Raw genomic sequence first — 25,969 nt, 5'->3', positions numbered from 1 at the left:
CGCACTAGCATTGCCGCCGTCCGCGACGGCTCTGCTGAATCGAGGCGACATGCGTTGGCTCCGTCGGTTGCTGGGCGGTAGGCGGGTCCAGCTCGACCCGGGACGCCAGCAGGCGCTGCTGCACGACGTCCAGTCCCGGTACGGCTCCCACGCGCGGATCCGGTTCAACGACCAGGTCGAGGCGCTCACCGGTTCGCTGGACAGCGACGACGGCCTGGTGGTGGCGACCCGGATCGTGAGTCAGGTCGCCGACGAGGCCCATGTGGACCTCCAGGCCCAGGCCCAGGAGATCCACCGGCGGACGGGCCGGAGACTGCTGGTGCACCGCCGTAACTACCGGCCGCTGTGGAAGGAGGCGGGCCCGGCCCTGCGCTGGCCGCTGTTCGCGCTGCCGTGCGGCTTCCACCCGTACGCGCAGGTGGCCGCCGCCGTCACGGTGCTCGGCAGCCGGGCGCCCCGGCTCGACCGGGTGACCGACCCGAACCCGTTGCTGACCCGCGTGTTCGAGGTGCTCGACCTCACCACCTCCGGCTGGGAGTACGGCCGGGTGCGGGTGGACACCGACGCCGCAGCCCTGGCCGATCGACTGATCTCCAGCGCCGGGCAAGTCCTCGTGGCCATGGACGACCCGCCGCGACTGCCACCTGCCGTCCGTGAGCTGATGCGTCGCAACAACACCGTCGCCGTGCACGATCCGGCCGGCCCACGGACGGTCGGCGGGATCAACCTGGGTGCGCGGATGCGCGAGGAGTTCCTGGTCTGACCGGCGCGCAGCGCGTGACGACAACTGCGCGCAACCGCTTGCCGGCCCGCGCGGCGCCGCTCGACCATGTGCGGATGCAGCCGGAGCGTCGGGTGATCGTCGGAGTCGACGTGGGCACCACCGCCGCGCGGGCGGTCGCGTTCGCGTTGGACGGCACCGCACGACACGTCGCCACCCGGGCGTACCCGCTGGTGGAGCCGGTGCCCGGCTGGCGGGTACAGGAGCCGGACGTGCTCGTGGCGGCCACCCTGGCGGCCACGTCGGCGTGCGTGGCCGGCACCGCCGGGGCGGAGGTGGTCGCCCTCGCGCTGGGTTCCGCCAGGTACGGCCTCATCGGGCTGGACGCGGCGATGACGCCGGTGACGCCGCTGCTGACCGGGCGTGACACGCGGTCGGCGGAGGCGGCCCGCGAACTGCTGTCGTCCGGTCAGAGCCGGGAGCTGCACCGGTTGACGGGTACGCCGGTGCACCCGAGAAACCCGCTGTGCAAGCTCCTGTGGTTCGCCCGGCACGAGCCGTACCTCTGCACGGCGACCCGGTGGTGGGTCGGCCTCAAGGACTATGTGGTCCATCGGCTCACCGGGATGTTGGTGACCGAGTTGTCCTCGGCATCCGGCACCGGGATGTTCGACGTGCACCGTCGGGCGTGGAGTTCCGCCGTCCTCGACCTCGCCGGAGTGTCCGAGAGCCAGTTGCCCCCGGTCCTGCCCACGACGGCGGTGCTGCGGCTGTCGCCGGCGGCCGGGCGCGCGGTCGGCCTCCCGCCGGGCACACCCGTCGTGGTGGGTGCGGGTGACGGTCCGTTGCGGAGCCTGGGCGCGGCGGCGACCGAGCACACCGTCGGCGGCCTGACGCTCGGGGCCACCGCGGCTCTGCGGACCGTCGTCAGGGCACCCCGCACCGACGCGGCCGAGACCTTCTCCTGCGCGGCGCTGACCGAGGACGCGTGGGTCGTCCGCGGGGCGGTCGGCAACGGCGGCAACGTGGTGCGGTGGGCGGGACGGGTTCTCGGCGACGACAACGCCACCCCCGGGCTGCTGGATGTCGCCGCACGGATCGCACCGGGCAGCGACGGAGTCGTGATGCTGCCGTACCTGTGGGCCGACCCGGCCGCGCCGGAGGGTTGCGCGCCGCCCGGCGCGTTCCTGGGGCTGCGCGGCGAGCACTCGCGCGCTCACCTGGTCCGGGCCGCTGTGGAGGGCGTCTGCCTGCAGCTCGGCGGTGTCCGTGACCGGCTGGCCGAGCTGACGCCGATCCGCAGCGTACGGCTGACCGGGGGCGCCTTCCGGTCACCGCTGTGGCGCGAGGTGATGGCGGCGGTCCTGGACTGCCCCGTCCAGGTGACGGGCGCGGCCGATCAGGTCACCCTCGGCGCGGCGGCGCTCGGGCTCTTCGCGATCGGCCACACCGCCGACCTCCAGGCGGCGGTCACCCGGCTCGACCCGGGGGCCGGCGGCGACCGCGTCACTGTCGACCCGGCGCTCGCCACGGCCTACCGCGGCCTGCGGACCAGGCTGCCCGCGCTCGTCACGGTGGCGGGTCGCCTGGGTGAGATCCTCGACGCCGGCACCGGCCTCAGTGCTCCGGTTCGTCCTTGACCTGCGCCACGAGCTGGGTCGGGTTCACGTAGCGCAGTGCGATGACGAGCAGGACCAGCATCATCGAGGTGTAGATGACCGCCATGGCGTCGACCGACTGCTGGGCCCGGATCCCGGACGCGGACATCGAGTAGTACAGCGCCACCACCAGGGTCTGCGAGTCGGGTCCGGCGGTCAGGAAGGTCAGCTCGAACATCCCCACGGTCCGGACCAGCACGAGGATCGCGGAGGCGAGGATGCCCGGCACCAGCAGCGGCGTGAGGACCCGGAGGAACACCGTACGCAGGCCGGCGCCGCACATCCGCGCGGCGCTCTCGATCCGCGGGTCGATCTGCTCGATGAACGGGGTCATGGTCAGGATGACGAACGGCACCGACGGTACGAGATTGGCCAGCACCACCCCGGACAGGTGCCCGGCCAGGCCGAACTTGTAGAGGACTGTCGCCAGCGGGATGCCGTACGTGATCGGGGGCATCAGGATGGGCAGCAGGAACACCAGGAAGATCAGCCGCTTGCCCGGGAACGAGCGCCGCGCGAGGGCGTAGGCGGCCGGCACGCCGATCAACAGCGAGAGGCCCACGACGAGGGCGGAGACCTCCAGCGTCACGACGATGACCTGGAGCAGCGCGAACTCGTCCCAGGCCCGGACGTACCAGTCGGTGGTGTAGCCGTCCGGGAACCAGGTGTCGAACCACCGCCTGCCGAACGAGCTGACCAGCACGGACGCCACGACGCCCAGCAGGTTGAGGAAGAAGAAGATGACGACGCCCCACACGATCCAGGCGGCCGGCCGGGCGACGATGCGCCGACGCCGGTCGGTGCCGGGGGCGGGGGGCCGCGCCGGTGGCGCCTGGGTGGTCGTTGCCATCAGCCCTTGCCTCCGGTGGAGCCGGTGTAGAAGCGGGTGCGGGCGGCCAGCACCACAGCGATGACGACCAGCTCGACGAAGCCCATGATCATGGCGATCGCCGACGCGTACGGATAGTCGTACTGCTCGTACGCCGCCTGGTAGGCGGCGAGGGAGATGACCCGGGTCTCACCGGCCGGGTTGCCGACCAGAACGGCCGACGGGAACACGCTGAACGCCAGGACGAACGTCAGGCAGAAGGTCGTGGCGAGGCCGGGCATCAGCAGCGGCAGGGTGATCCGGGTGAACCGGTGACGCCAGTCCGCGCCCAGCGTCGCGGCGGCCCGTTCCAGGGTCGGGTCGATGCCGGACAGGTACGACAGCACCAGCAGGAACGCGAACGGAAAGCCGGTGATCACCAGCGAGAGGAACACGCCCCAGTAGTTGTGGGTCAGCCGCACCGGCTCGTCGACGAGGTTGCTGGACAGCAGGATCCGGTTGAACCAGCCGGTCGGGCCGAGGAAGTTCAACAACCCCTGGGCGGTGAGGACGGTGCCGAGCGTGATCGGCACGACCAGCAGCGTGGTGACCAGTCGCTTGCCCCGGAACCGGCCGCGCATCCGGTAGGCGATCGGCACCGCGGCGAGGACGTTCAGCAGCGCGGCGGGCAACGCGATCCGCAGCGTGATGCCGATCGTGCCCCGCTCGTAGGAGTCGGAGAAGAACCGGGCGTAGTCGCTGAACGGCCCGCCCTTGGTCGGCTGGAACGAGAGCGTCAGCCCGTAGAAGAACGGGTAGAGGAACAGGGCGATGACGAAGACCAGCGCCGGGACCAGCAACCAGAGCTGACGGTCGACGCCCCGCTCGGCGAGCCGGTGCTGCCAGTGCGTCAGCGGCCGTCCGCTCCCGGACCGGCTCACCGCGTCGCCCCCGAGGCCTGCGGGACGCGGTCGGTCTGCGCCGCCGCCGCGTCGGCGGGATAGACGAGCAGCCGCTGCGGGTCGACTGCGAGCCTGACCTGGTCGCCCGGGGCAATCCGCCGCTCGGTGCGCAGGTGCAGCAGCAGCCCGCTGTCGGTGCGGGCCTCGGCCGCCAACTCGCGGCCCTGATACTCCACCACCTCGACGGTCGCCGACAGGGCGTTGTGGGTCTCGCCGGGCCCGTCGACGCGGATGTCCTCGGGGCGCACCGCGAGCACCGCCTCCGCCTCGGCCGCGACGTCGCCCAGCACCTCGCCGAGCAGACGGTGCCCGGACGACTCGACGGTGGCCCGCGCGCCGTCCAGCCGCTCCACCCGCCCCCGCCACAGGTTGCGGTAGCCCATGAAGTCGGCGACGTGCCAGTTCGCCGGCCGGGTGTGCAGCTCGCGCGGCGAGCCGATCTGCTGCACCCGCCCCTCCCGCAGCACCACCAGCCGGTCGGCCAGGGAGAGCGCCTCCTCCTGGTCGTGGGTCACGTAGACGGTGGTGAGGCCCAGCGACTGGTGCAGTCGGCGGATCTCGGTCCGCATCTCCAGGCGCAGCTTCGCGTCGAGGTTGCTCAACGGCTCGTCCATCAGCACCAGGGACGGCTCGAACACGACGGCGCGGGCGATGGCGACGCGCTGCTGCTGTCCACCCGAGAGCTGACCGGGCAGCTTGTCGACGTGGTCCTCCAGTCGCACCAGCCGCACCGCCTCGTCCGTACGCCGGCGCGTCTCCTCCTTGGGCAGTCGCCGCATGCGCAGCCCGAAGGCGATGTTCGCCCGGACGGTCAGGTGCGGGAAGAGGGCGTAGCTCTGGAACACCATGCCGAAGCCGCGCCGCTCCGGCGGCAGTGTGTCGATGCGCCGCTCGTCCTGCCAGATGCTCCCCGCCGTCAACGGCAGCAGCCCGGCCAGGCAGTTCAACGCCGTCGACTTGCCACAGCCGGACGGGCCGAGCAGGGCGATGAACTCCCCCGCCCCGATCGTCAGGTCCAGCTCGGTGAGCGCGGCCTGGCCGCCGAACCGTCGGGACACCCCGTCCAGCCGCAGCTGGGAGAAGGCGCTCATCCCTGCTTGACCTTCCCGCCGCCGATCTCACGGTCCCAGCGGCTGAACGCCGCCACCAGGCTCTTCGCGTCGAGCGGGACCTCGGTCGGGTTTCCGGCGATCAGCGCGTCGTACTCGGGGCGACCGAACTCCCGGATCGCGTCCTGGCTCTTCTGCGGGGCCGAGGAGAGCTGGACCTCCTTGATCGCCGGGCCCGGGTAGAAGTAACCCTCGTCGTACGCCTTCGCCTGCTGTTCGGGGGTGAGCATGAACGCCAACAGGGCCAGCACCGCGGCCTGGGTGTCGGTCGACACGCCCTTGGGCATGACGGCGTAGTGCGCGTCGGTGACCCAGTGGAAGCCGTCGATCGGGGTGATCCTGGCCTCCTTGGGCACGGTGCCGAGCACCCGCGGGTTGATGTCCCAACCGGTCGTGCTGACGATGAGGTGCGCGGTGCCGTTGGCGAGGTTCTTCATCGTCTCGGTGGTGCCGGACGGGTAGTAGTCGACGTACTGGCCCAGCTCCTTGAGGAAGGCCCACGTCTTGTCCCATCCAGCGGTGGGGTCCTTGGGGTTCGAGTCGCCCAGGATGTAGGGCAGTCCCATCAGGAAGGTCCGGCCGGGGCCGGAGTTGGCCGGGCGGGCGTACTGGAATTTCCTGGGGTTGGCCTTGGCCCAGGCGAGCAGCGCGTCCGCGCTGGTGGGTGGCGTCGGAAGGCGCGACGGCAGGTATTCGAGCAGCGGGCCGGACGGGTAGTAGGTGACGGTGACACCGGCGTTGCCGGCGAGCTGCTGCATCGCGGCGGCCGGTGCCAGGTAGTCGCGCATGCCGCCGAGGCGGTCCTGGAAGGTCGGCAGAACGTCGATCCAGAGCCCCTGCTCGATCCCGGCGGCCAGGCCGTCGACGCCGGTCAGCACGAGACCGATGTCCACCCGGTCCGCCCCCTGCTGCGCCTTGATCTTCCCGGCCAGCTCGGGTGCCGGTGCCTTTGAATAGGTCACCCGGGAGATCACGTCGGGGTTCTTCGAGACGAACTCGTCGATCATCCCCTGGGTCAACTGGAGGTTGCCCGCCACGTCGAGGACGTTGAGGGTGACGGCCTTGCCGGGCCGCTGTGGCACCTCGCCGGTGGTGTCACCGGTGGTGTCACCGGGAGCCTCGGGTGCTCCACACCCGACCGCGCCCACCAGCAGCGACGATGCCGTGACCAGGAGAGCGCCGCGCCGCGTCATACCCATGAGCCGTTCCCTCCGCCAGGTGTCATCGGTGCTGATTGATTCAGCCGACGCGCCACGGCGGCAACGGGTTGCCATGTATTGCCTCGCGCGAATGCGATCGGCCGACCGGATTGTTGCGGGGGCATTGCCGACCATTCACTGCCGCCATACCATGATCACTGCGCGTAGCCGGGAGGAGCATGCAGATGCCCGACCACACCAGGCCGCCGGAAAAGAGAGTCACGATCTACGACGTCGCCGCCGAGGCGGACGTCTCACCCTCGACGGTGTCCCGGGCGTTCTCCCGACCGAGTCGCGTCAACTCCGAGACCGCCGATCGGATCCGACGGGTCGCCGAGCGGTTGGGCTACCGGACCAACCCCCTCGCCCGCGCCCTCACCACCTCCCGCACGCGGATGATCGCGCTGGTCATCGCCGACATCACCAACCCGGTGTACGCGGAGATCGTGCGCGGCGCGCAGGAGGCGGCGACCGACGGCGAGTACACCACAGTGCTGATCGACGCCCAGGAGTCCGACCGGCTGGAACGGGCGGCTGTCGAACGCACCATGTCGACCGTCGACGGCATCGTGCTGGCCAGCAGCCGGATGTCCGACTCGGCCATCCGGATGGTCGCCAAACAGCGGCCGGTGGTGGTCCTCAACCGCGCTCTCGCCGACGTGCCGTGCGTCGTCACCGACGACCCCCGGGGAGTACGGCGGGCCGCCGAGCACCTCGGCGAGCTGGGGCACGACCACATCACCTACGTCGCGGGGCCGCAGGCGTCCTGGCCCAACGGCATCCGCTGGCGCTCGCTGCTCGAGGCGGGCATGGAGCTGGAGATCAAGGTCCGTCAGATCGGGCCGTTCAGCCCCACCATGGCCGGCGGTGAGCGGGCCGCGCGGGAGCTGTGCGCCCGCCCGGCGACGGCGGTCCTCGCCTTCAACGACCAGATGGCCATCGGGATCATCCGTGGTCTCAGCCGGATGGGCGTCAACGTCCCGGGTGACGTCAGCGTGGTGGGTTTCGACAACATCCTCGCCGCCGACATCGTCACGCCCGGGCTCACCACCGTCGCGGCGCCGCTCTACGCGGAGGGCTCGGCCGCGACCCGGCACCTGCTCACGATGATCGCGGGGGCGCCCGGGCACACCGGCCGGCCGATGGTCCTGCCGGTACGCCTCGTGGTCCGCGACTCGACGGCCGCGCGTAACCCGGGCCCGGGTCGCGCCCGCCCGCAGTGGGCGCGGGACCGGTCCGCACCGGACCCGGCGGCCCGCCGGCCGTGAGGCCGCCCGGCCCACGACAAGAAACGACAACTGGTTGCCGAGGCGCGGCAGCGCCGCCCACGATCGACGCGCATCCATCCGTCAACGTCGGGCGCTCGCGGGACGGGCGCAGCGGCGTCCCCAGCGGACGAACGAGGAGATGGCGATGAACCGAGCTTCGGTGCCCCGGCTACGGCGAACTCTCATCGTGCTGGGCACGGTGCTCGCCACCGTCGCGGCCACCCTCACTGTCGCCACGACGCCGGTCGCCGCGACACCGGTCGCCGCGGCTGCGTCACCCGACGACTACGACGGCTCCGACCTGTGGCTGCGCTACGTGCCGGTCGACGACGCGCAGCTGCTGCGCGACTACCGCCGCGCGGCCACGGCGGTCGTGGTCGAGAACGCCGACGCCACCAAGCTGCACCGGCACACCACGGACCTCGCCATGGCTCCCGGTTCCGCCGAGAAGCTCGTCGAGACCACGCTGGGCGCCGCCCGGGACGAGCTGGTACGCGGCCTGAACGGGCTGCTCGACCAGTCCACACCGACGCTGCCGGCCGACGGAGTCCCGGACGGCTCGGTGGTGGTGGGCACACCGGCGAGCTCACCGTTGGTGGGCCGTACCATCGCGACCCGCGACCTGGCCACGGTGGGCGACGAGGGCTACCTCGTCCGCACGGTGTCGAAGGGCGGGGCACGGTTCACCGTCATCGCCGGCAACACCGACCTCGGCGCGCTGTACGGCACCTTCGCCTTCCTCCGGCTCCTGCAGACCCGGAAACCGATCGACCACCTCCGGGTCGCGGAGTCACCGAAGATCAAAAACCGGTTGTTGAACAACTGGGAGACCGAGCGTCTCTACGCGGGCAACAACGCCTCCGGGCTGGGCGGGCTGAACGGGGAGAGCGGGGCGATCTTCAACTTCGCCGCGACCGGTGCCAGCGCCGGCCGGAACCTGCCCGTCATCCTCGACCGTTACGTCGTCATGGCCCGCGCGCTGGCGTCACTGGGCATCAACGGCATCACCATCAACAACGTCAACGCCGACAACGCGTACCTGACGAGCACCCGCATCGCGCAGGAGGCGGCACTCGCCGACGCGCTGCGGCCGTACGGCATCAGGCTGGGCCTGTCGATCCGGTACACCGCGCCCACCGACAGCCGGTTCGCGCCGGACACGCTGACCAACAGCCAGCTCGACCCGTACGGTGCGGATTTCCGGGGCTGGTGGCACCGCCGGGCCCAGCAGATCCAGGCCGCGATCCCGGACTTCATGGGACTCACCGTGAAGGCCAACTCCGAGGGCCAGCCGGGGCCACAGGACTTCGGGTACGACCACGGTGACGGCGCCAACGCCATCGCCGCCGCGGTGGCGCCACTCGGGATGACTGTGCACTGGCGGACGTTCGTCTACAACGCCGACGTCGACAACGACCGGCTCAAGCGGGCCTACCTGGAGTTCGGGCCGATCGACGACGAGGTCCAGCCGGACGGCAGCCGGGGACGCTTCGCCGACAACGTGTTCCTGCAGACCAAGAACGGGCCACTGGACTTCCAGGCCCGCGAGCCCATCCACCCGATGTTCGGCCGGATGGAGAACACCAACCAGGCCCTGGAACTCCAGATCACGCAGGAGTACACCGGCCAGAACTGGATGCTGGCCTACCTCGGCCCGATGTACGAGGAGATCCTCAAGACCGACACCTACGCGACCGACGCGAACGGGAAGCTGCTCAAGGAGCGGCTGGTCGGCGACATCGTCGACGGGACCGCGCAGCACCACTCGGACACCGCCATCGTGGGTGTCGCGAACCTCGGCAACGCCGACAACCTGACCGGGCACCACTTCGCCCAGGCGAACCTCTTCGCCTTCGGACGTCAGGCGTGGGACTGGACCCTCGACTCGGCGGACATCGCGACCGACTGGACGCGGATGACCTGGAGCAATGACCGGCGTGTCGTCGACACCATCCGGAAGATGATGATGGGCTCGTGGGAGTCGCTGGTCAGCTACCAGACGCCGCTGGGCATCGGCCACCAGTTCGCCGAGGGCGCCCACTACCGTCCCGACCCCGCCGACTGGGCGGGCCGTGACGACTGGAGCCCGATCTACTACAACAAGGCCGACAGCGTCGGTCTGGGCTTCGACCGCTCCCCCACCGGCAGCAACCTGGCCGCCCAGTACTTCCCCCGCCTGCAGCAGCGCTACGGCACCATCGACTCGATCCCGGAGAACCTGCTGATGTGGTTCCACCACGTGCCGTGGGGCCATCGGATGGACGGCGGGCGGACGTTCTGGGCAGAGCTGGTCTACCGCTACCAGATGGGCGTGCAGTACGTGACCTGGATGCGGGAGACCTGGGACGCGCTCCAGCCCGACATCGACGCGCGCCGGTTCGCCGAGGTGCGTACCAAGCTGGCGGTCCACGAGGCGGACGCCGCCGACTGGCGGGACACCTCGGTGAACTACTGGAAGGAGTTCAGCGGGCGGGACATCCCGGTCGACGACGCGCCACTGTCGGCGGCGATCGTCGTGAACGGGAAGACGTTCGGCGGCTTCAACCTCTCGGACGCCTCGTACACCATCCCGCTGCCGGCCGGAGCGTCGCCGACCATCACCAAGGTGCGGACCGCCGACCGCAAGGCCCGTTACGAGATCATCTCCCAGGCGGCCGGCGTACCCGGGCAGGCGGTCGTCAAGGTCACGACCGAGAGTTTCTTCGGACCCCTCGTGAAGAACTACGTCTTCAACCTGGTGCCCGACACCACGCTGACGGCGCTGCGCGTCGACGGCAAGCGCCTGACGTCCTTCGCGCCGACGGTGCTGCGCTACAACGCCCTCACGCCGGCCGGCACCACGACGGTGCCGACGGTCACCGCCACCGCCGCCGACCCCGCCGCCTCGGTCGCGGTGGAGCAGGCGGCCACCGCCACCGGGCAGGCCCGGGTCACCGTCACGAACGGCGCGGCGTCGTCGGTCTACACGGTGGACCTGAACACCACCCTCACCGGCAGCGACGAGTTCGGGTCAACCCCGCTCGGCCCGCAGTGGCAGTGGGTCCGGCCGGACGAGAGCAGGCGGCGACTGGCCGACGGGTCCCTGGTCGTCACCGCGCAGCAGGGTGACCTCCAGGGCAACGTCAACACCGCGAGGAACCTGGCAGTGCAGGACGTCGACGGCGACTGGACGGCCGAGTCCCGGGTGGTCTTCTCCCGCCCCCTCGCCGGCAACAACGAGCAGGGCGGTGTTCTCGGGTACGCGGACGACAACAACTACGTGAAGCTCGCCTGGGAGATGGGCAACGCGACAGCGGCCATCAACAAGACCCGGATCGTCTTCCTGCGCGAACAGAACGGCACGGCGTCGACGCTGGAGATCACCGGTGCCGACGCCCAGCGCATCGTCGGAGCCGACGGGGCCATCTGGCTGCGCCTGAGCAAGGTCGGGGACCGCTACCGCGCCTACTACTCCAGCGACGGGAGCGTCTACCGCTACATCGGCTCGCAGACGCTGAACGTCGAGCCGACGAAGGCAGGGCTGCTGGCCTTCAACCGGGCCGGCACCTCCACCGACCTCGACGTCGCCTTCGACTACTTCCGGATCAAGAGCCACGGGGAACGCGTCCGCTGACCGTGCGCTCCGGCTGGCCCGGCATGTCGATGTGCTGATGAGCGGTATGGCGCAGCCACCCCGACAGCGCCGCCGAAATCCGTGACCGGGCCCGTCCCAGCTGGGACGGGCCCGGTCACGCTCCCCCGAGGCTGCGGCCCCTGCCGTCAGCCTCCGATCGCGATGGCGAAGATGTGCATGGTCGGCACGTTCGTCGCCGGTCGGGCGCTGATGTTGGGCAACACGACCGAGGCCACCGCCTTGTTCTGCAACCCGACACCGACGTAGTAGATGCACGCGGCGGTGTTCTGGCGGACGTTGTTCGGCCGGTTCTGGTACGCGGACACGACGGCCGCCGTTCCTCCGGAGTGCGGCCCGCCGTACCAGTCGGGCGAGCTGAGCGTGAACGTCTGGCGGGTGCCGTCGGCGTAGACCACGGTGCCGGTGCCGGACACCGCGCCGTAGGTGCCGGTGAGCAGGAAGCCCAGCGTGCTGCCGGTGCCGCTGATGCCGATGGTCTGGCCTGAGGCGATGGCGTTGTCGGCGGTGCCGGGGCTGACGTTGGGCCACCGGAAGTTCACCCCGTTGCGGCTGATCGTGGCGCCCGGGCTGGCCCCGGCTGACGTCAGGGCCTGCGCTGACAGGGAGGCCCCGTTGCCGTCGAAGTTCCCGACGTTGGTGTTGCTGTCGCTGGTGATGCCGGCATTGCTGAAGCTCTGCTCCAGCGTGGGGCTGGTGGTCCCCCCCGAACTGGTGGCCCGGTAGGTGCGTCCGGCCTGCACGGTGACCTCGATCAGGTCGGACTCGATCCGGGTGGTCCGGGCCGCCGTGCCGTCGGCGGTGTCGACCACCGTGACGGTGCCGGTGAAGAGCCGACCACGCAGGCGGACACTGCCGGCGCGGTCCGGACGCAGCAGCACCTCGCTGGCCAGCCCGTTGCTCCAGGTGATGCCGACCGTGTGCCCGCCCCGACCGCGCAGGCCGGTCACCCGACCGCTCGGCCAGGCCGGCGGCAGCGCGGGCAGGATGTGCAGCTCGCCGATGTGGCTCTGCAGCAGCATCTCGGCGATGCCCGCGGTGGCCCCGAAGTTGCCGTCGATCTGGAAGGGCGGGTGCAGGTCGAACATGTTGGGCGCGAGTCGCGCGGTGGTGGCCAGGTAGCGGATCAGGTCGTGGGCCCGCTTGCCCTCCTCCATCCGGGCCCAGAAGTTGATTTTCCAGGCCAGCGACCAGCCGGTGCCGTCGTCGCCGCGCAGGGCGAGGGTCCGCCGGGCCGCCTCGAACAGTTGCGGGGTGCCGCGCTTGGTGATCTGGTTGCTCGGGGCCAGCCCGTAGAGGTGCGAGATGTGCCGGTGGTTGGGCTCGGTCTCCGTCCAGTCGTAGAGCCACTCCATGATGTTGCCCCGCGAGCCGACCTTCATCGGTGGGAGCCGGTCCCGGGTGGCACGAACCTGGGCGCGGAACGTGCTGTCCACGTTGAGGATCTCGCTCGCCCGGGCGACGCCGTCGAACAGGTCCCGCAGGATCTGGTTGTCCATGGTGGGGCCGGCGCACACGCTGGCGTTCGAGTGGTGGCTCAGCTCCGGCGAGTTCGACGGGTTGGTCACCAGGTAGCCGAGGGTCGGCTCGGTGACCAGGGTGTTGAGGAAGAACTGTGCCGCGCCCTTCATGGCCGGGTAGTTCGTCCGCAGGAACTCGATGTCGCCGTTGAACAGGTAGTGGTCCCAGATCAACGTGGACAGCCAGGCCCCGCCGGTCTGCCACATGCCCCAGAACGCGCCGTCCACCACGGCGGTGGCCCGCCAGGCGTCGGTGTTGTGGTGGGTGACCCAGCCACTGGCGGCGCCGTACTGCACCTGAGCGGTCCGCGCTCCGGCGACCGCCAGGTCTCTGACCATGTCGAAGACCGGGTTGTGACACTCGGCCAGGTTGGTGGTGTTGGCCGGCCAGTAGTTCATCGGCAGGTTGGCGTTGATGGTGTACTTCGAGTCCCACGCCGGGGCCAGTGAGTCGTTCCAGATGCCCTGGAGGTTCGCCGGCTGGGTGCCGGGCCGCGATGACGAGATCAGCAGGTACCGGCCGTACTGGAACAGCAGCGTGGAGAACTGCGGGTCGTTGACACTGTTGTGCTGGGCGATCCGGACGTCCGTCGTCTGGTCGGCAGCGGACGTGCGACCCAGATCCAGGGTGACCCGGCCGAACAGCGCCTGGTAGTCGGCAACGTGCCGGCTGCGCAACTGGTCGTAGCTGCTGGCCCGCGCGGCGGTGAGGCGCTGCCGGGCGATGCCCTGGTAGTCGCCGCCGACATTGCGGTAGTTGACGTAGCTGGAGCCGATGGAGATCAGCAGGACCACGCTGTTGGCGTTGGTCACCCGCAGGGTGCCGCCGGAGCTGGACACGCTGCCGCCGCTGACCGTCGCGTTGGCCAGTGCGAGGAAACGGACCTGACCGGTGACGCCCTCCATGTTCCCGGAGATGCCGTCCAGGCCGATCGTGGTGCCGTCCGGGCTGGACACTGTGGTGCGCTGCGGGCTGTCGAAGGTGGCGGTGAAGCTGATCGAGCCGCTGCGGTCGGCGGTCAGTCGCATCGCGATGACCTGATCCGGCGCGCTGGCGAACACCTCCCGCTGGTGACGAACACCGTTGAGCACGTACGACGTCGTGACGGTGGCGGTGGTCAGGTCGAGCGTCCGGTCGTACTGGGAGGCGCCGCTGGCGGATCCGAAGGCGAGCCGGAGGTTGCCGACGGTCTGGTAGGCCAACTGGCCGCCGGGGTTGCCCATCATGGTCTGGTTGATCAGATCCTGGGCCTGGGTCCACTGGTTGGCGTTGACCAGCCGCCGGATCTCCGGCAACGCCGCCGCGCCCCGGGTGTTGCTGGGGTCGTGCGGGCCGCCGGCCCAGACGGTGTCCTCGTTGAGCTGAAGGCGCTCGGTGTCGACGTTGCCGAAGACCATGGCGCCGAGTCGGCCGTTGCCGATCGGCAGCGCCCGCAGCCAGTCGGTGCCGGCCCCCTCGTCGTACCACAGCGCGAGGTCACCGGCGGCCAGCACCTGCGGCGGCGCCACCGAGTCCGCACGTGCCACGGCGGTCCAGGGCACCGGCAGGAGGGCGCCACCCGCGCCGGCTGCGCCGATCTTGAGGGCTTGCCGTCGGGTCAGGTCTGACATCGATCCTCCAAACGGTGACCAGTCCGGCCACCCCGAAGCGTGACAACTGTGGGACTCGACATGGGGATCCGCTTGGTGAAGCCAACCGGGACCCTGCCTGAGCAGGCCGACGCCCGGCAGTGACGCGCCAGACATCCGATGTGTTTCGGGAAGGTTACTCCGGGGCCACAGAATAGGCAACGGTCGATCAATGCGTGGACACCGCGCCCCTACGCCCGCTCAGCGAGATGCACGGGCGGGTGATCAGCGAGGGAGCGAGCCGGCAGCGCCGGGCGATGGGCCACGATGCCGCCGCCAACGCCCCACCCGCAAGGACATACATCAGATGTACGGCGATCCGGCTGCGGTTATGCGCCGAGCACCGCCACCACGCCGACCGTGCACGGCGCTCTCGCGTCCACAATCGGGTTGTTCTCCGCCAGATCACGGGTGACCATGGGCGGCATGGCGGGAGGACGGCGGTGAGATCGCCCCTTCAGGGCGGACTACCGCCGGGTGGCGCGGTGGTGGTCGGGGCCGTCGTGCGGATCGCCTGCGACGAGTCGGGGTTCTCGGGTACGAATCTGCTGCACTCGACCGCCCCGGTGATCACGCACGCGAGCGTCGACCTGGCCGCCGACGAGGCGGTCGCGATCATCGCCGCCCTACGGTCCGGGTTCCGGTTCGCGCCGCACGAGCTCAAATCCGGCCGGTTCCTGCGCGGCTCCGGTGCGCAGGAGGCACTGGAGTGGTTCCTGGCGGCGCTGGCCGGCCGCGCGCACGTCCACCTCATCGACAAGGAGTTCTTCCTCGTCACCCGGATCGTGGACCTCCTGCTGACCGAGCCGTCGTACGCGGCCGGCACCCGCCTGGCTCGCGAGCACCATCCGGCCGCTCTCGCCCTGTACGAGGCCGGACGCTCGACCGGAAGCGACTGGAGTGCCTTCCTGTCGGCGTTCGTCGATCTGGTCCGGATGAAGCGGCGACTTCCGGTCGACCAGACGGTGCGGCGCTTCTTCCAGGCCCGGGACGCGCTGCGGCGACACGGCCTCGGCACGGTGGCCGACGCCGTCCTCGACGGGCTCCGCCCGAACCAGGTGCGGGCCGTGGTGGCCAGGCTCGACGCCGACGACCGCACGGTCCCTCCTCCGCTGGAACCGCTGCTGCCGGCGCTGGCCGAAACGGTCCTGTCCTGGAGCGGCGGCCAGCGGCAGGTGCTGGTGACCCACGACGAGCAGAGTGCCCTGACGGCCGACCGGCTGACCCGCCTTCAGCGGGTGTTGGCCGCCAACGGCGACGCGTCGGCGGTCGGCGGCAACCGGGCTGCCGCGTTGCCGACCGGGGTGTCACCCCTGGCGGGGCTGGTGATGGTCGACTCCCGCGACGATCCGCGCGTCCAGGTCGCGGACCTCCTCGCGGGGGTGGCCCGGCGGATGCCCGGCATCATCGACGACGCGCTCCGCCAGCCGCCGCCAATTTCCCCTGCCCGGTCGTAGTCTCATCGGATGCAGGACATCCAGACACACACCCTGGACATTCCCGGCGTCGACCTGGTCTACGACGTCCGCGGCCCGCTACCTCCCACCGGCGCCCATCGTGCGCTGCTCCTGATCGGCCAGCCGATGACTGCGGAGGGCTTCACCGCCCTCGCCCCGCACTTCACGGACCGCACGGTCCTCACCTACGACCCGCGTGGCCTGGGCCGCAGCGTCCGCATGGACGGTCGGTCCGACCACACGCCGCAGCAGCAGGCGGCCGACCTGCACGCGCTCGTCGAGGCGCTCGACGTCGGTCCGGTCGACCTCTTCGCCAGCAGCGGCGGTGCGGTGACCGCCCTCGAACTGGTCGCCACCCATCCCGGCGACGTCGCCACCCTGGTGGCGCACGAACCGCCGATCAACGCCGTGCTCCCCGACGCCACGGCCGCCGAGCGCGCCCGGGCCGGCTTCTACGAGGCGTACCAGGCGAAGGGCTCGGGCGCGGGGATGGCCGCGTTCATCGCGATGACCTCCTGGCAGGGCGAGTTCACCGACGCCTACTTCGCCCAGCCCACCCCCGACCCGGCGATGTTCGGCATGACCGCCGACGACGACGGCAGCCGCGACGATCCGCTGCTGTCGCAGAACTCGTGGGCGATCACCGACTACCGCCCCGATGCGGAGGTGCTCACCGCCGTGCCCACCCGGATCGTGGTCGCGGTCGGCGAGGAGTCGGCCGGGACGTACACCGCCCGCACCGCGATGGGCCTCGCGGCGCTGCTCGGCCAGGAGGCCGTGGTGTTCCCGAGTCACCACGGCGGGTTCCTCGGCGGCGAGTTCGGCTACGCGGGCAAGCCCGAGGAGTTCGCCGCGCGGCTGCGGGAGGTGCTGGACGCCGGCTGACGTTCTGACCTCGTGTCGGTGGCCGGAGCAGCCGTATGGTGGACGCAGAGACGACGATCCGCCGTCGTCGATGAGACACCACCTGTGGCGGTCGAGGAGAACATCATGATCGGTGTGGTGAGCGTCGGGGCCGTCGTGGGCGTCCTGCTCGTCGGTCTCCTGGTCCTGCTCCGCCGGCCGGCCGACACCCGGTCGGTGCTCCGCTGGTCGGCCCTGGCGATCACCGTGCTGGTGGCCGCCGCGTTGACTCCGTTCACGGTGGACGACTCGGGCGCCGCGGCCGGCTATCTGCTCGGCGTCCCCGTCGTCGCGGCGGTGCTGCCCGTCCTCGCGCAGCGGTTCGGTCGGCTGACGGTGGCCGCCGACCTGGTGGCCGCGCTCGTCATCACCGGCTGGGGGCTGCTGCTCGGGCTGGGCATCGGTGGCGCGTTCCTCCCAGCGGTGGCGCTCCTGCTCGCCAGCGCCGTGGGCACCCGGGCACCGCGACCGTCCGCCCTCGCCTGAGCCGGGTGGGAGCGTACCTACGGGCCCGGCCGGTGGAAACGACCCGGACGGCACGCTCCCACCGCGACGGTGAACGGGGCCGCTCAATCCGTCAACGTCCGCAGCGCCACACCAACGGCCGGTACGCCTGGTTCTCGTAGACGGCCCCGACCACCGTCAGACCGTCGTCGCTGATCCCCTCCGCCGTGTACGTGCCCGGCTCGGTCGCGCGGACCTCGGGTCGGCCCGGCAGCCGGCGGGAGGTGCCGTCCGGGGCGACGATCAGCGGCGCTCCGTCGCCGATGAGCACCTCACCCTCGCCGGAGATGCCGCTCGCCCCGGGGAAGGGCAGCAGGCTCACCGCCCCGGTGGTGAGGTTCCACCGCACCGGCAGCATCTGCACGGCGCCGCCGTTGCTGCCGCCGGGAACCATCCCGACCGCCCACCCACCCTGTGCCGACTCGACCGACGCCCGCGGGTAGCCCTCGGGCACCGCCAGCGCCGCACCGACGCCCTGCGGCGTCCACCGGTAGGGCTGCTGGTCCATCCCGCCGACGATCGTGCCGTCGTCGGTGATCCCGGTTGCGGTCGACCCCCGCTGGCCGATCAGCCGGTACGTCTGGGGCTGCGCCGTCGACCACCGCACGGCCTGGTGCGAGTCGTCCGACCTGCGGGCCGTCCCGACGATGTCACCCCGGGCGTTGACCGCGTGCACGAGCACCGCGTCAAAGCCGGGCGGGGTGGCCAGGAGACGCAGCTTCCCGTCCCGGTACACCCAGCCGGTGCCGTCGCCGTTGGTGCCCACCACATGGCCGCTGGCGTTGACCGCTGCCGCGTGCCGCGCGGTCTTGGGCAGGACGACCGGACTGCCGTCGGACCACAGCACGACCCGCCCGTCCTCCTGCCCGGTGCCGATGTCGCCGACGACGTACCGCCCGGTGGGGTCGACCCCGACGGCCACCGCGACCGGACCGTCGATCGGCTGCGACAACCACGACGCCTGGCAGGTGACCGGCGGGCGGGAAGCGGCCGATCCGGTCGCGGCCGGCGACACCGCGAGTGCCGGCGTGGTCGGCGCCGGCGAACTGGCGGTCCCGCCGACCTGAACCGCACCCACGACGCCGACCCCGGCCAGCACCGTCAAAGCGGCGACCCCGGCGACGCGGCGCCGCTGGCGGCGTCGCCGGCCGTCGCGCACCGCCCGGCTCACGTCGACCCGCGGCTCGGGAACCGACACCGACCGCAGCAGCACGGCAATCCGCTGATCGTCCACGGTGGTCATCTCGGACTCCTCACTGACATCTCGGCGACGTCGAGCACCTGGCGGACAGCCGCCAGGGCCCGGGCCGTCTGCGCCTTCACGTTGCCTTCGGAGCAGCCCATCGCGGCGGCCGTGTCGGCCAGCGACAGGTCGCACAGGAACCGCAGGACCAGCACTGTGCGCTGGCCGCGCGGCAGACGGGCGAGCGCCGTGAGCAGGTTGTCCCGCTCGGCCAGGTCGTCATGCGGGGTCGCCGGCGAGCGCTCCGGCACCGGCGCAGACCCCAACAACCGGACCTTCGCCCAGCTCAGGCGCTTCTCATCGACGAGCTTGTGTACCAGCATCCGATGGACGTACGCGTCGACGTTGTCGGCCCGGCTGACCCGGCGCCAGTTCACGTAGAGCGCCGTGATCGTCTGCTGCACCACGTCGTCGGCCAGATGGGCGTCACCGCACATCAGGAACGCGGTCCGATGCAGGCTCGGCAGTCGCGCGGAGACGTACTCCACGAACTCACCCTCGGCATCCACCATCAAGGCTCCCTCCTCCGCACGCTCGACGGGGCCGGACGCCCATCAGGTTGCGTCCCCCGCGAAGTACGGTCGGAAGGCGGACCACTCGGCCGGGCCGGGGGTGTCCCGGCCCGGCCTAACGCGGGTTCACGGGGCACACCGTGGAGCGACCAACCGATGCCCGTGCCGGTCTCAGCCGACGACGCCGGCCATCCGGCGTACCGCCTCGGTGATGAGCTCCGGGGCGGTGGCCAGGTTCAGTCGGACGTGCCCACCACCGCCGGTGCCGAACGCCAACCCGGAGTTGAGCGCCACCCGGGCACTGTCGAGGAACACGGTCGCCGGATCGTCGCCGAGGCCCAACGCCCGGCAGTCGAGCCAGGCCAGGTAGGTGCCCTGACCGGGTTGGTAGCGGACGGCCGGCAGGTGCTCGGCGAGCAGTTCGGCAAGCAGCCGACGGTTGTCGTCCAGGCCGGTCAGCAGGGCGTCGAGCCATTCGCCGCCGTCGCGGAAGGCCGCGGTGTGGGCGATCACGCCGAGGTGGCTGGTGCTGACGCTGACCCCGAACGGGACGCGGGCGAGGTCCCCGGCCGCGGCCGGGCCGGCGACGAGGAGCCCGCCGCGCAGGCCGGACAGGTTCCATCCCTTGGAGGCGGACATCAGCGACAGGCCGTTCTCCGCGCCGGGCACCGAGAGGTACGGCACGAACCGCGCTCCGCCGGCCACCACCGGCGCGTGGATCTCGTCGGCGACCACCCGCACCCCGTGCCGCTCGGCCAGAGCGGCGACGGCGGTCAACTCGGCCGCGGTGTGCACGACGCCGGCCGGGTTGTGCGGGCTGCACAGCAGGTACGCCGCCGGCCGTCCGCCGGCGCGGGCCCGCCGGAACGCCTCCTCCAGCGCGCCGAGGTCGATCCGCAGGTCCTCGCCGAGCGGCGCCTCCACGATCCGGCGGTCGGCGTGCGCCACGAACTCGTAGAACGGCGGGTAGACCGGGCAGTTGACGACCACCGCGTCCCCCGGCTCGGTGACCAGGCGCAGCGCCTCGACGACGCCGTGCATCACGTCGGGCACCAGCGCGGTGCGCTCCACGGCCAGCCCGTCCCAACCCCACCGCCGCCGAGCGAACTCCGCCAACGCCTGCGGGTACGCGGTGCCGGCGGTGTAGCCGGTGTCGCCGCGCGCGACGGCGTCGGTGATCGCCAGTGCGACCGGCTCGGCCAGGGGCACGTCCATCTCCGCCACCCAGAGCGGCAGCACGTCGTCCGGGTGTTCCCGCCACTTGAGGCTGGTCCGCTGCCGGAGCTGGTCGATCGTGAGCTGACGGAGCGGATTGGCCGCGGTTCGGGCACCACTGAGCAGGCCGGTCATGGCCCAACCCTATTGGCCACGTCCCGGCCCGATGTCCCGGACCACCGCCGGACGGTCCACTGTGGTCCGCTCGGAACTATTCCACGGCCCTCTTATCGCATTGACCAGCGTCTTTGTCGACAAACCGGATCCGCTTCGAAATATCTGACGGCGAAACCGCTGCGGATCACTGCTTCATGATTTAGGCTCCCGAATATTCACGTCGACGGCCCCGTCCTCACGCCGTGCCAGCCCCCGACCTCGCACGCCGGCCATCGCCACCCTCGACGCCGATTGGAGTGTTCGATGACCTGGCGTCCCACCCTTGCCGCACTGGCCGGCCTGTGCCTCGCGGTCACCACCACCACAGTGCCCGCCGGTGCTGCCGCCGACGCTGCGCAGGCCAGCGCCCACGCCGCGCTCGCCGGTCCGCCCGGTGCACCGCCCGGTGCCTGCCCGACCGGTGTCAGTTACGGCCCACCACTGCCGGCCAGCACCGTGACGGCCCCGCGGATCCGGGGCGGGTTCACCTTCCTCGAAGGGCCGGTCTGGGTCGCCGACGGTGGCTACCTGCTGATGTCCGACATGACCGCCGGCACCGGGCCGTACAACGTCCAGCCGTCGACGATCCGCCGGTTCACCCCGCCGGCAACCTTCGACACGTTCATCGCCAACGCCGGCAGCAACGGGCTGGCGCTCACCGCCGACGCCCAGCAGCTCGTCGCGGCCACCCACGACCAGCGGAGCGTCTCCGCGTACCGGCTGAGCGACCGGACCCGCAGCACCATCGCGGCCAACTACCAGGGCCGGGCGTTCAACTCGCCGAACGACGTCGCGGTCCGATCGGACGGTGTCGTCTACTTCACCGACCCGAACTTCCAGCGCGGCAACCGGCCCGACCAGATGAGCGGGCGCACCAGCGTCTTCCGCGTCTCCGGCGGGCAGGTGTCGCTGGTGGACGACAGGTTGCGCCAACCCAACGGGATCTCGCTGTCGCCCGACGGGAGCGCACTGTACGTGGGCGCCTACGCCGAGAACAAGATCTACAAGTACGTCGTCCAGCCCGACGGCAGCGTCGGCGCCCGCAGCGTCTTCGTGAACTACATCGGCGGTCCGGACGGCGGCACCGTCGACTGCGCCGGCAACGTCTACTGGACCTCGGGTGGGGACTCGCTGGTCCACGTCTACTCCCCGGCCGGCACCCCGCTCGGCACGATCCGGCCCGGCAACACCGGCACGACCAACGTCGCGTTCGGCGGCCCCGACCGGCAGACCCTCTTCATCACGTCGGGCTCGTGGGGCGACTCCGGGCTGTACAGCGTGCGACTCAACATTCCCGGATATCCGTACTGAGCGTCGCTGGCGGGATCACCGTCGAGTGCCGGGCGGCCGGACAACGCCGTCGACGCCGGCCGCCCGTACACTCGACTGATGGCGAACCGCCGGTGGCACAGTGGTCGGTAGTGCGACAGGGGCGTCGACCGCCGGCACGGTGATCGTCGACTTTGACGGTGTGCTGCTGCGCGGCGACGCATTCGGCCTGTTCCTGCGACGCACTGCTTTCGTCGGCGCCCGGCTGCCGCTCGCCGTCGCGCTCCTGGTCCTCCTCGCGCCCGTCGCCGCCATTCCCGCAGCGCGTCCGTGGGCGGCGCGGTAGGTGAGCCGGATCGGCTTGTCGGGCCGCAACGCCGACGAGTTGGCCGCAGAGCTCGCACGCTTCGGCGCGGACCTCGGCGAAGAGCCGGGGCGGATCATCGTGCCCGGCCTGCGCCGGGTCCGGTCCCACCTCGACGCGGGCGACCGGGTCATCGTGGTGACCGCCTGCGAGCACACCCTGGCGCGCGCGGTGCTCGACGTGATCGGCCTCGCCGAGGTCGAGCTCGTGGCCTCGCGCATTCGCGGGCCGAAGCTGATCGTGCACAACCACGGGTCGGCCAAGGTGGCGCAGCTCGCCGCGCACGGGGTGACGCCACCGTGGCGGGTGGCCTACAGCGACTCGCTGTCGGATCTCCCCATCCTCAGCGCCGCGCAGCAGCCGGTGCTGGTCAACGCGAACGCCCGGGAGGCCGCCCGGGCACGGCGGCTACTCGGTGCCCGGCTGGCCACCGTCACCTGGACGGGTGCTCACCTCCCGGAGGAGGAACCGGCGCCGGGAGCCGCCCCGGACCGCCGGTCACCAGGGCCGACCAGGGGAGACGCCCACCGATGAGAGGCCGCTACGACAACCTGACCCGTACCCGCGCTCTCGATCCGGAGCGCGACTACCTGGACATCTACCAGACGATGCTGCGCTACGAGTTCCCGTGGGACATGAAGCTCGGGCTCAACCTCGCCTTCAACCGGTCCTTCTCGGTCCCCGCCATCGCCACTGTGCACACCGCCACCGGTGAGCTGACCGAACGCACCCAGAAGCGGATCGACGACACCGGCCTGCTGATGTACGAGATGGTGCTCAACGGCTTCGAGCAGCCCCGGGGCCGTGACGCGTTGCGGCGCGTCAACCAGATTCACCGCCCGTACGACATCAGCAACGACGACTTCCGCTACGTCCTCGGCTGCCTGGTCGTGATCCCCACCCGGTGGTTGCAGGCGTACGGTTGGCGCCCGCCCTGCTGCCACGAACGGCACGCCACGTACCTGTTCTACCGCGAACTCGGCCGACGGATGGGCATCACCGACATCCCCGCGTCGTACGACGAGTTCGAGACCTGGTTCGACGCGCACGACGCGGTTCACCTGCAACCCAACGACGACGCGGCCGCCATCGAACGGGCCACCCGCATGCTGATGCTCGCCCGGCTCCCCCGGATGCTCGCGCCGCTGGGAAACGCACTGGTCAGTGCCATGTACGACGCGCCGCTGCGGCGCGCGACGCGGGTGGACACGCCGGCCTGGCCGGTCCGGGCGGGGTTGCACCTCGCCCTGAAGACGCGCGCACTGTCGCAGCGGTGGTTCGGCGCGCCACGGGCGACGGCGTTGTTCGCCGACGGCATCCGGGCCAGGAGCTACCCCGACGGGTACGAGATCAGCCAGCTCGGCCCGCAGCACGACCGCGGCGACGGAGAGGGCACCGGCACCGGCGTGACCGACCCGGCCGGGCGAGATCAGCGAAGCCGCGAGCCGGCACCCGAATGACCGCGGTCCGCCGGCCGACCTGGAGGGACGGCCGGCGGACCGGTCTCAGCGGATGGTGGTGACGGTCCAGCGGGGGGAGGCATTGGTGACCGGGACGGTGTCACCGACCAGCGTGGTCACCGCCTGGGTGTCCCGCTGCACGCTGGTGCCGACCCAGAGTTCGACCTCGCCGGGCTCCACGACCCGGGTGTACGTGCGGTCGGAGAAGGCCAGGCGGGTGGTGGGGACGGTCAGCTCGACAGTGACGGACTGACCCGGCTCCAAATGGACCCGCTGGTAGCCGAGCAGCTGCGCCAACGGCCTGGTCACCGACGCGACCGGGTCGCGACCGTAGAGCTGGACCACGTCGTCGCCGGCGACAGCGCCGGTGTTCGTCACCCGCACGCTCACCCCGATCGCCCCGTCGGTGGGCACCGTGCCGGACACGGTGAGATCGGTGTGGGCGAACGTCGTGTAGGACAGCCCGTGGCCGAACGGCGCCACGGGTATCGCCGGCAGGCTGGTCACCTCGTTGCCCTGACCGAGGGTGGGGTGCAGGTACGAGTAGGGCTGCGCGCCGGCCGGCCCGGGCATGGTGATCGGCAGCTTGCCCGACGGGTTGACCCGCCCGGAGAGCACTCCCGCGATCGCCCCGGCGCCCTCCTCGCCCGGGAAGAACGCCTGCACGACCGCCGCACAGCGCGCCAGCGCCCAACCGATCGTGTACGGCCGCCCGGTGAGCAGCACCAGGACCACCGGCGTGCCGGTGGCCAGCACCGCCTCGACCAGTTCGCGCTGGACGCCGGGCAGTTCCAGGTCGTCCCGGTCGCACCCTTCGCCGACCGTGCCGCGTCCGAAGAGGCCGGCGTGGTCGCCGACGACCAGGACGGCGACGTCCGCGGCGGACGCCGTGGCGACCGCCTCGTCGAAGCCGGACCGGTCGTCACTGTCCACGTCGCAGCCGCGGGCCCACGTGACGAGGTCGTCGCCGAACTCGACCCGCACGGCGTCGAGCACTGTCGGCACCTCGATGCCGGTCTCCACGCCGGGATGCTGGACGAGGACGTGGTTGAGGAACGAGTAGCACCCGAAGAGCGCACTCTGCCGGTCGGCGTTGGGGCCGATGACGGCCATCCGCCGACCCGCCGGCAGTGGCAGCGCGTCCCGGTTGGCGACCAGCACGATCGATTCCTCGGCGAGCCGGCGGGCGATCGACCGGTGCTCGGGTGAGTCGAGGTCGATCGCCTGCGGCGGCTCGTCGCTGAAGGTCGCGTCGAGCAGGCCCAGGTCCTGCTTCTGGCGCAGCACCCGCAGCACCGCGCGGTCGATGATCGCCTCGTCGATCCTGCCGGTCCGTACCGACTCCCGCAGGGTCAGATAGGCGTCGCCGGTCGGCAGCTCGACGTCGAGACCGGCCGTCAACGCCTGCCCGGCCGCCTCCGCGTGATCGCTCGCCACGTGGTGCAGCAGGTTCAGGAACGCGACCCCGTAGTAGTCGGCGACCACGGTGCCGTCGAAGCCCCACTGGTCACGCAGGATCCCGGTCAGCATCGTCGGGTCGGCGGCGACGGGCACCCCGTCGATATCGGTGTAGGAGTGCATGACGCTGCGTGCGTCGCCGTCGATGATCGCCATCTCGAACGGCAGCATCAGCACGTCGGCCAGCTCCCGGCGGCCGGCGTGCACGGGGGCGAAGTTGCGCCCGGCGCGCGAGGCGGAGTAGCCGACGAAGTGCTTGAGGGTGGCGTGCACCCCTTGCGACTGCAGGCCGCGCACGTACGACGTGCCGATGGTGCCGACCAGGTACGGGTCTTCAGCGATGCACTCGTCCACCCGACCCCAGCGGGGGTCGCGGATCACGTCGAGCACCGGGGAGAGCCCCTGGTGGACGCCGAGGGTCCGCATCGAGGCGCCGATCGCCGCGGCCATCTCGGTGACCAGTTCGGGGTTGAACGCGGCACCCCAGGCCAGCGGGGTGGGGAAGGTGGCGGCCTTCCACACCGACAGCCCGGTGAGACACTCCTCGTGGACGATCGCCGGGATGCCCAGCCGGGTCCCGGTGACCAGGTCCCGCTGGAACTTCCACAGCCAGGACGCGCGTTGCACCGGATCCTGGGGACGGGTGCCGTAGGCGCGGGTGAGATGACCGAGCCCGTGCCGGGTGAAGTCCTCAAGCTTGGAGTTGTCGCCGAACTCCCCCTGCAGTGGTGCGACCGCCTCGCCGTCCTCCTTCTCCCAGAAGCCGACGAGCTGGGCGATCTTCTCATCGATCGTCATCCGGCCGAGGAGATCGTGGAGGCGGTCCCCTCCGTCGTACCCGTCCTGTCGGCTGTTGTTCGGATCTGCCTGAGCCGGCGCCGGCCCGCCCACCACCTCGTGGACCTCAGTCATGCTGTGCCTCT

20 protein-coding genes are annotated in these 25,969 nt (G+C 71.2%); 11 read left to right on the top strand and 9 right to left on the bottom strand.

The window, feature by feature from the left end; translation table 11 throughout:
* The first annotated feature begins 49 nt into the window (after positions 1 to 49).
* Together QCZ28_RS18490 and QCZ28_RS18485 are read left to right on the top strand one after the other, a co-directional pair.
* Positions 50 to 763: a hypothetical protein gene (locus QCZ28_RS18490; protein WP_279517820.1), complete on the top strand. Its 714-nt coding sequence runs from the start codon at positions 50 to 52 to the stop codon at positions 761 to 763.
* 74 nt (positions 764 to 837) lie between these two features.
* On the top strand, positions 838 to 2,361 hold the full coding sequence (locus QCZ28_RS18485; RefSeq protein ID WP_279517819.1) for a gluconokinase: 1,524 nt from the start codon (positions 838 to 840) through the stop codon (positions 2,359 to 2,361).
* On the opposite strand, the gene QCZ28_RS18480 is transcribed toward QCZ28_RS18485, so the two are convergent.
* From QCZ28_RS18480 to QCZ28_RS18465, 4 genes are read right to left on the bottom strand one after another with little or no spacing between them, the layout of a single operon-like run.
* Positions 2,339 to 3,229 carry an ABC transporter permease gene (locus QCZ28_RS18480; RefSeq protein ID WP_279517818.1) on the bottom strand — a complete coding sequence of 297 codons (891 nt, stop codon included), beginning with the start codon at positions 3,227 to 3,229 and terminating at the stop codon, positions 2,339 to 2,341. The genes QCZ28_RS18485 and QCZ28_RS18480 overlap by 23 nt on opposite strands.
* The gene (locus tag QCZ28_RS18475) at positions 3,229 to 4,128 is read right to left on the bottom strand and encodes an ABC transporter permease (RefSeq protein ID WP_279517817.1); all 900 of its coding nucleotides are present in this window, start codon (positions 4,126 to 4,128) and stop codon (positions 3,229 to 3,231) included. Before QCZ28_RS18475 ends, QCZ28_RS18480 begins: the two co-directional genes overlap by 1 nt.
* A complete protein-coding gene (locus QCZ28_RS18470) occupies positions 4,125 to 5,240 on the bottom strand; it encodes an ABC transporter ATP-binding protein (protein WP_279517816.1) in 1,116 nt (371 codons plus the stop codon). Before QCZ28_RS18470 ends, QCZ28_RS18475 begins: the two co-directional genes overlap by 4 nt.
* Positions 5,237 to 6,457 carry an extracellular solute-binding protein gene (locus QCZ28_RS18465; protein ID WP_030328246.1) on the bottom strand — a complete coding sequence of 407 codons (1,221 nt, stop codon included), beginning with the start codon at positions 6,455 to 6,457 and terminating at the stop codon, positions 5,237 to 5,239. Before QCZ28_RS18465 ends, QCZ28_RS18470 begins: the two co-directional genes overlap by 4 nt.
* Before the next feature lie 185 nt (positions 6,458 to 6,642).
* On the opposite strand from QCZ28_RS18465, the gene QCZ28_RS18460 reads away from it, so the two are divergent.
* On the top strand, positions 6,643 to 7,725 hold the full coding sequence (locus QCZ28_RS18460) for a LacI family DNA-binding transcriptional regulator (RefSeq protein ID WP_279517815.1): 1,083 nt from the start codon (positions 6,643 to 6,645) through the stop codon (positions 7,723 to 7,725).
* Between the two features lie 145 nt (positions 7,726 to 7,870).
* Positions 7,871 to 11,338 (top strand): alpha-glucuronidase family glycosyl hydrolase, encoded by a 3,468-nt coding sequence (locus tag QCZ28_RS18455; protein ID WP_279517814.1) that lies wholly within the window; start codon positions 7,871 to 7,873, stop codon positions 11,336 to 11,338.
* 146 nt (positions 11,339 to 11,484) lie between these two features.
* Here QCZ28_RS18455 and QCZ28_RS18450 read toward each other — a convergent pair whose 3' ends face one another.
* On the bottom strand, positions 11,485 to 14,487 hold the full coding sequence (locus tag QCZ28_RS18450) for a glycoside hydrolase family 95 protein (protein ID WP_279517813.1): 3,003 nt from the start codon (positions 14,485 to 14,487) through the stop codon (positions 11,485 to 11,487).
* 461 nt (positions 14,488 to 14,948) lie between these two features.
* On the opposite strand from QCZ28_RS18450, the gene QCZ28_RS18445 reads away from it, so the two are divergent.
* From QCZ28_RS18445 to QCZ28_RS18435, 3 genes are all read left to right on the top strand, one after another.
* On the top strand, positions 14,949 to 15,962 hold the full coding sequence (locus QCZ28_RS18445) for a hypothetical protein (RefSeq protein ID WP_279517812.1): 1,014 nt from the start codon (positions 14,949 to 14,951) through the stop codon (positions 15,960 to 15,962).
* A gap of 9 nt (positions 15,963 to 15,971) precedes the next feature.
* Positions 15,972 to 16,847, top strand: a complete 876-nt coding sequence (locus QCZ28_RS18440; RefSeq protein WP_279517811.1) for an alpha/beta hydrolase — start codon at positions 15,972 to 15,974, stop codon at positions 16,845 to 16,847.
* A 105-nt stretch (positions 16,848 to 16,952) separates the two neighbouring features.
* Entirely contained in the window at positions 16,953 to 17,351 is a 399-nt protein-coding gene (locus QCZ28_RS18435) for a hypothetical protein (protein ID WP_279517810.1), read from the top strand.
* A gap of 91 nt (positions 17,352 to 17,442) precedes the next feature.
* Here QCZ28_RS18435 and QCZ28_RS18430 read toward each other — a convergent pair whose 3' ends face one another.
* The 3 genes from QCZ28_RS18430 to QCZ28_RS18420 all read right to left on the bottom strand — a co-directional run bounded on the left by QCZ28_RS18430 (position 17,443) and on the right by QCZ28_RS18420 (position 20,474).
* A complete protein-coding gene (locus tag QCZ28_RS18430) occupies positions 17,443 to 18,612 on the bottom strand; it encodes a hypothetical protein (RefSeq protein WP_279517809.1) in 1,170 nt (389 codons plus the stop codon).
* On the bottom strand, positions 18,609 to 19,124 hold the full coding sequence (locus QCZ28_RS18425) for a SigE family RNA polymerase sigma factor (protein ID WP_347815119.1): 516 nt from the start codon (positions 19,122 to 19,124) through the stop codon (positions 18,609 to 18,611). Before QCZ28_RS18425 ends, QCZ28_RS18430 begins: the two co-directional genes overlap by 4 nt.
* 171 nt (positions 19,125 to 19,295) lie before the next feature.
* Positions 19,296 to 20,474 (bottom strand): aminotransferase class I/II-fold pyridoxal phosphate-dependent enzyme, encoded by a 1,179-nt coding sequence (locus QCZ28_RS18420; protein WP_279517807.1) that lies wholly within the window; start codon positions 20,472 to 20,474, stop codon positions 19,296 to 19,298.
* Positions 20,475 to 20,759: 285 nt separating this feature from the next.
* Here QCZ28_RS18420 and QCZ28_RS18415 point away from each other — a divergent pair, with 285 nt between their 5' ends.
* The 4 genes from QCZ28_RS18415 to QCZ28_RS18400 all read left to right on the top strand — a co-directional run bounded on the left by QCZ28_RS18415 (position 20,760) and on the right by QCZ28_RS18400 (position 23,588).
* Complete coding sequence (locus QCZ28_RS18415) at positions 20,760 to 21,806, top strand: SMP-30/gluconolactonase/LRE family protein (protein ID WP_279517806.1); 1,047 nt, start codon at positions 20,760 to 20,762, stop codon at positions 21,804 to 21,806.
* 139 nt (positions 21,807 to 21,945) lie between these two features.
* Positions 21,946 to 22,110: a hypothetical protein gene (locus tag QCZ28_RS18410; protein ID WP_279517805.1), complete on the top strand. Its 165-nt coding sequence runs from the start codon at positions 21,946 to 21,948 to the stop codon at positions 22,108 to 22,110.
* Positions 22,111 to 22,662, top strand: coding sequence for a haloacid dehalogenase-like hydrolase (locus QCZ28_RS18405; RefSeq protein ID WP_279517804.1), 552 nt, complete (start codon positions 22,111 to 22,113; stop codon positions 22,660 to 22,662).
* On the top strand, positions 22,659 to 23,588 hold the full coding sequence (locus QCZ28_RS18400) for an oxygenase MpaB family protein (RefSeq protein ID WP_279517803.1): 930 nt from the start codon (positions 22,659 to 22,661) through the stop codon (positions 23,586 to 23,588). Before QCZ28_RS18405 ends, QCZ28_RS18400 begins: the two co-directional genes overlap by 4 nt.
* A 45-nt stretch (positions 23,589 to 23,633) precedes the next feature.
* On the opposite strand, the gene QCZ28_RS18395 is transcribed toward QCZ28_RS18400, so the two are convergent.
* Entirely contained in the window at positions 23,634 to 25,958 is a 2,325-nt protein-coding gene (locus QCZ28_RS18395; protein ID WP_279517802.1) for a glycoside hydrolase family 3 N-terminal domain-containing protein, read from the bottom strand.
* Positions 25,959 to 25,969 lie beyond the last annotated feature (11 nt).

It is taken from the genome of Micromonospora sp. DH14, from assembly GCF_029809455.1.
Classification (GTDB): domain Bacteria; phylum Actinomycetota; class Actinomycetes; order Mycobacteriales; family Micromonosporaceae; genus Micromonospora; species Micromonospora parva.
Note: the sequence above shows the minus strand (reverse complement) of the source record. Positions and strands in the feature narration are given on the sequence as shown.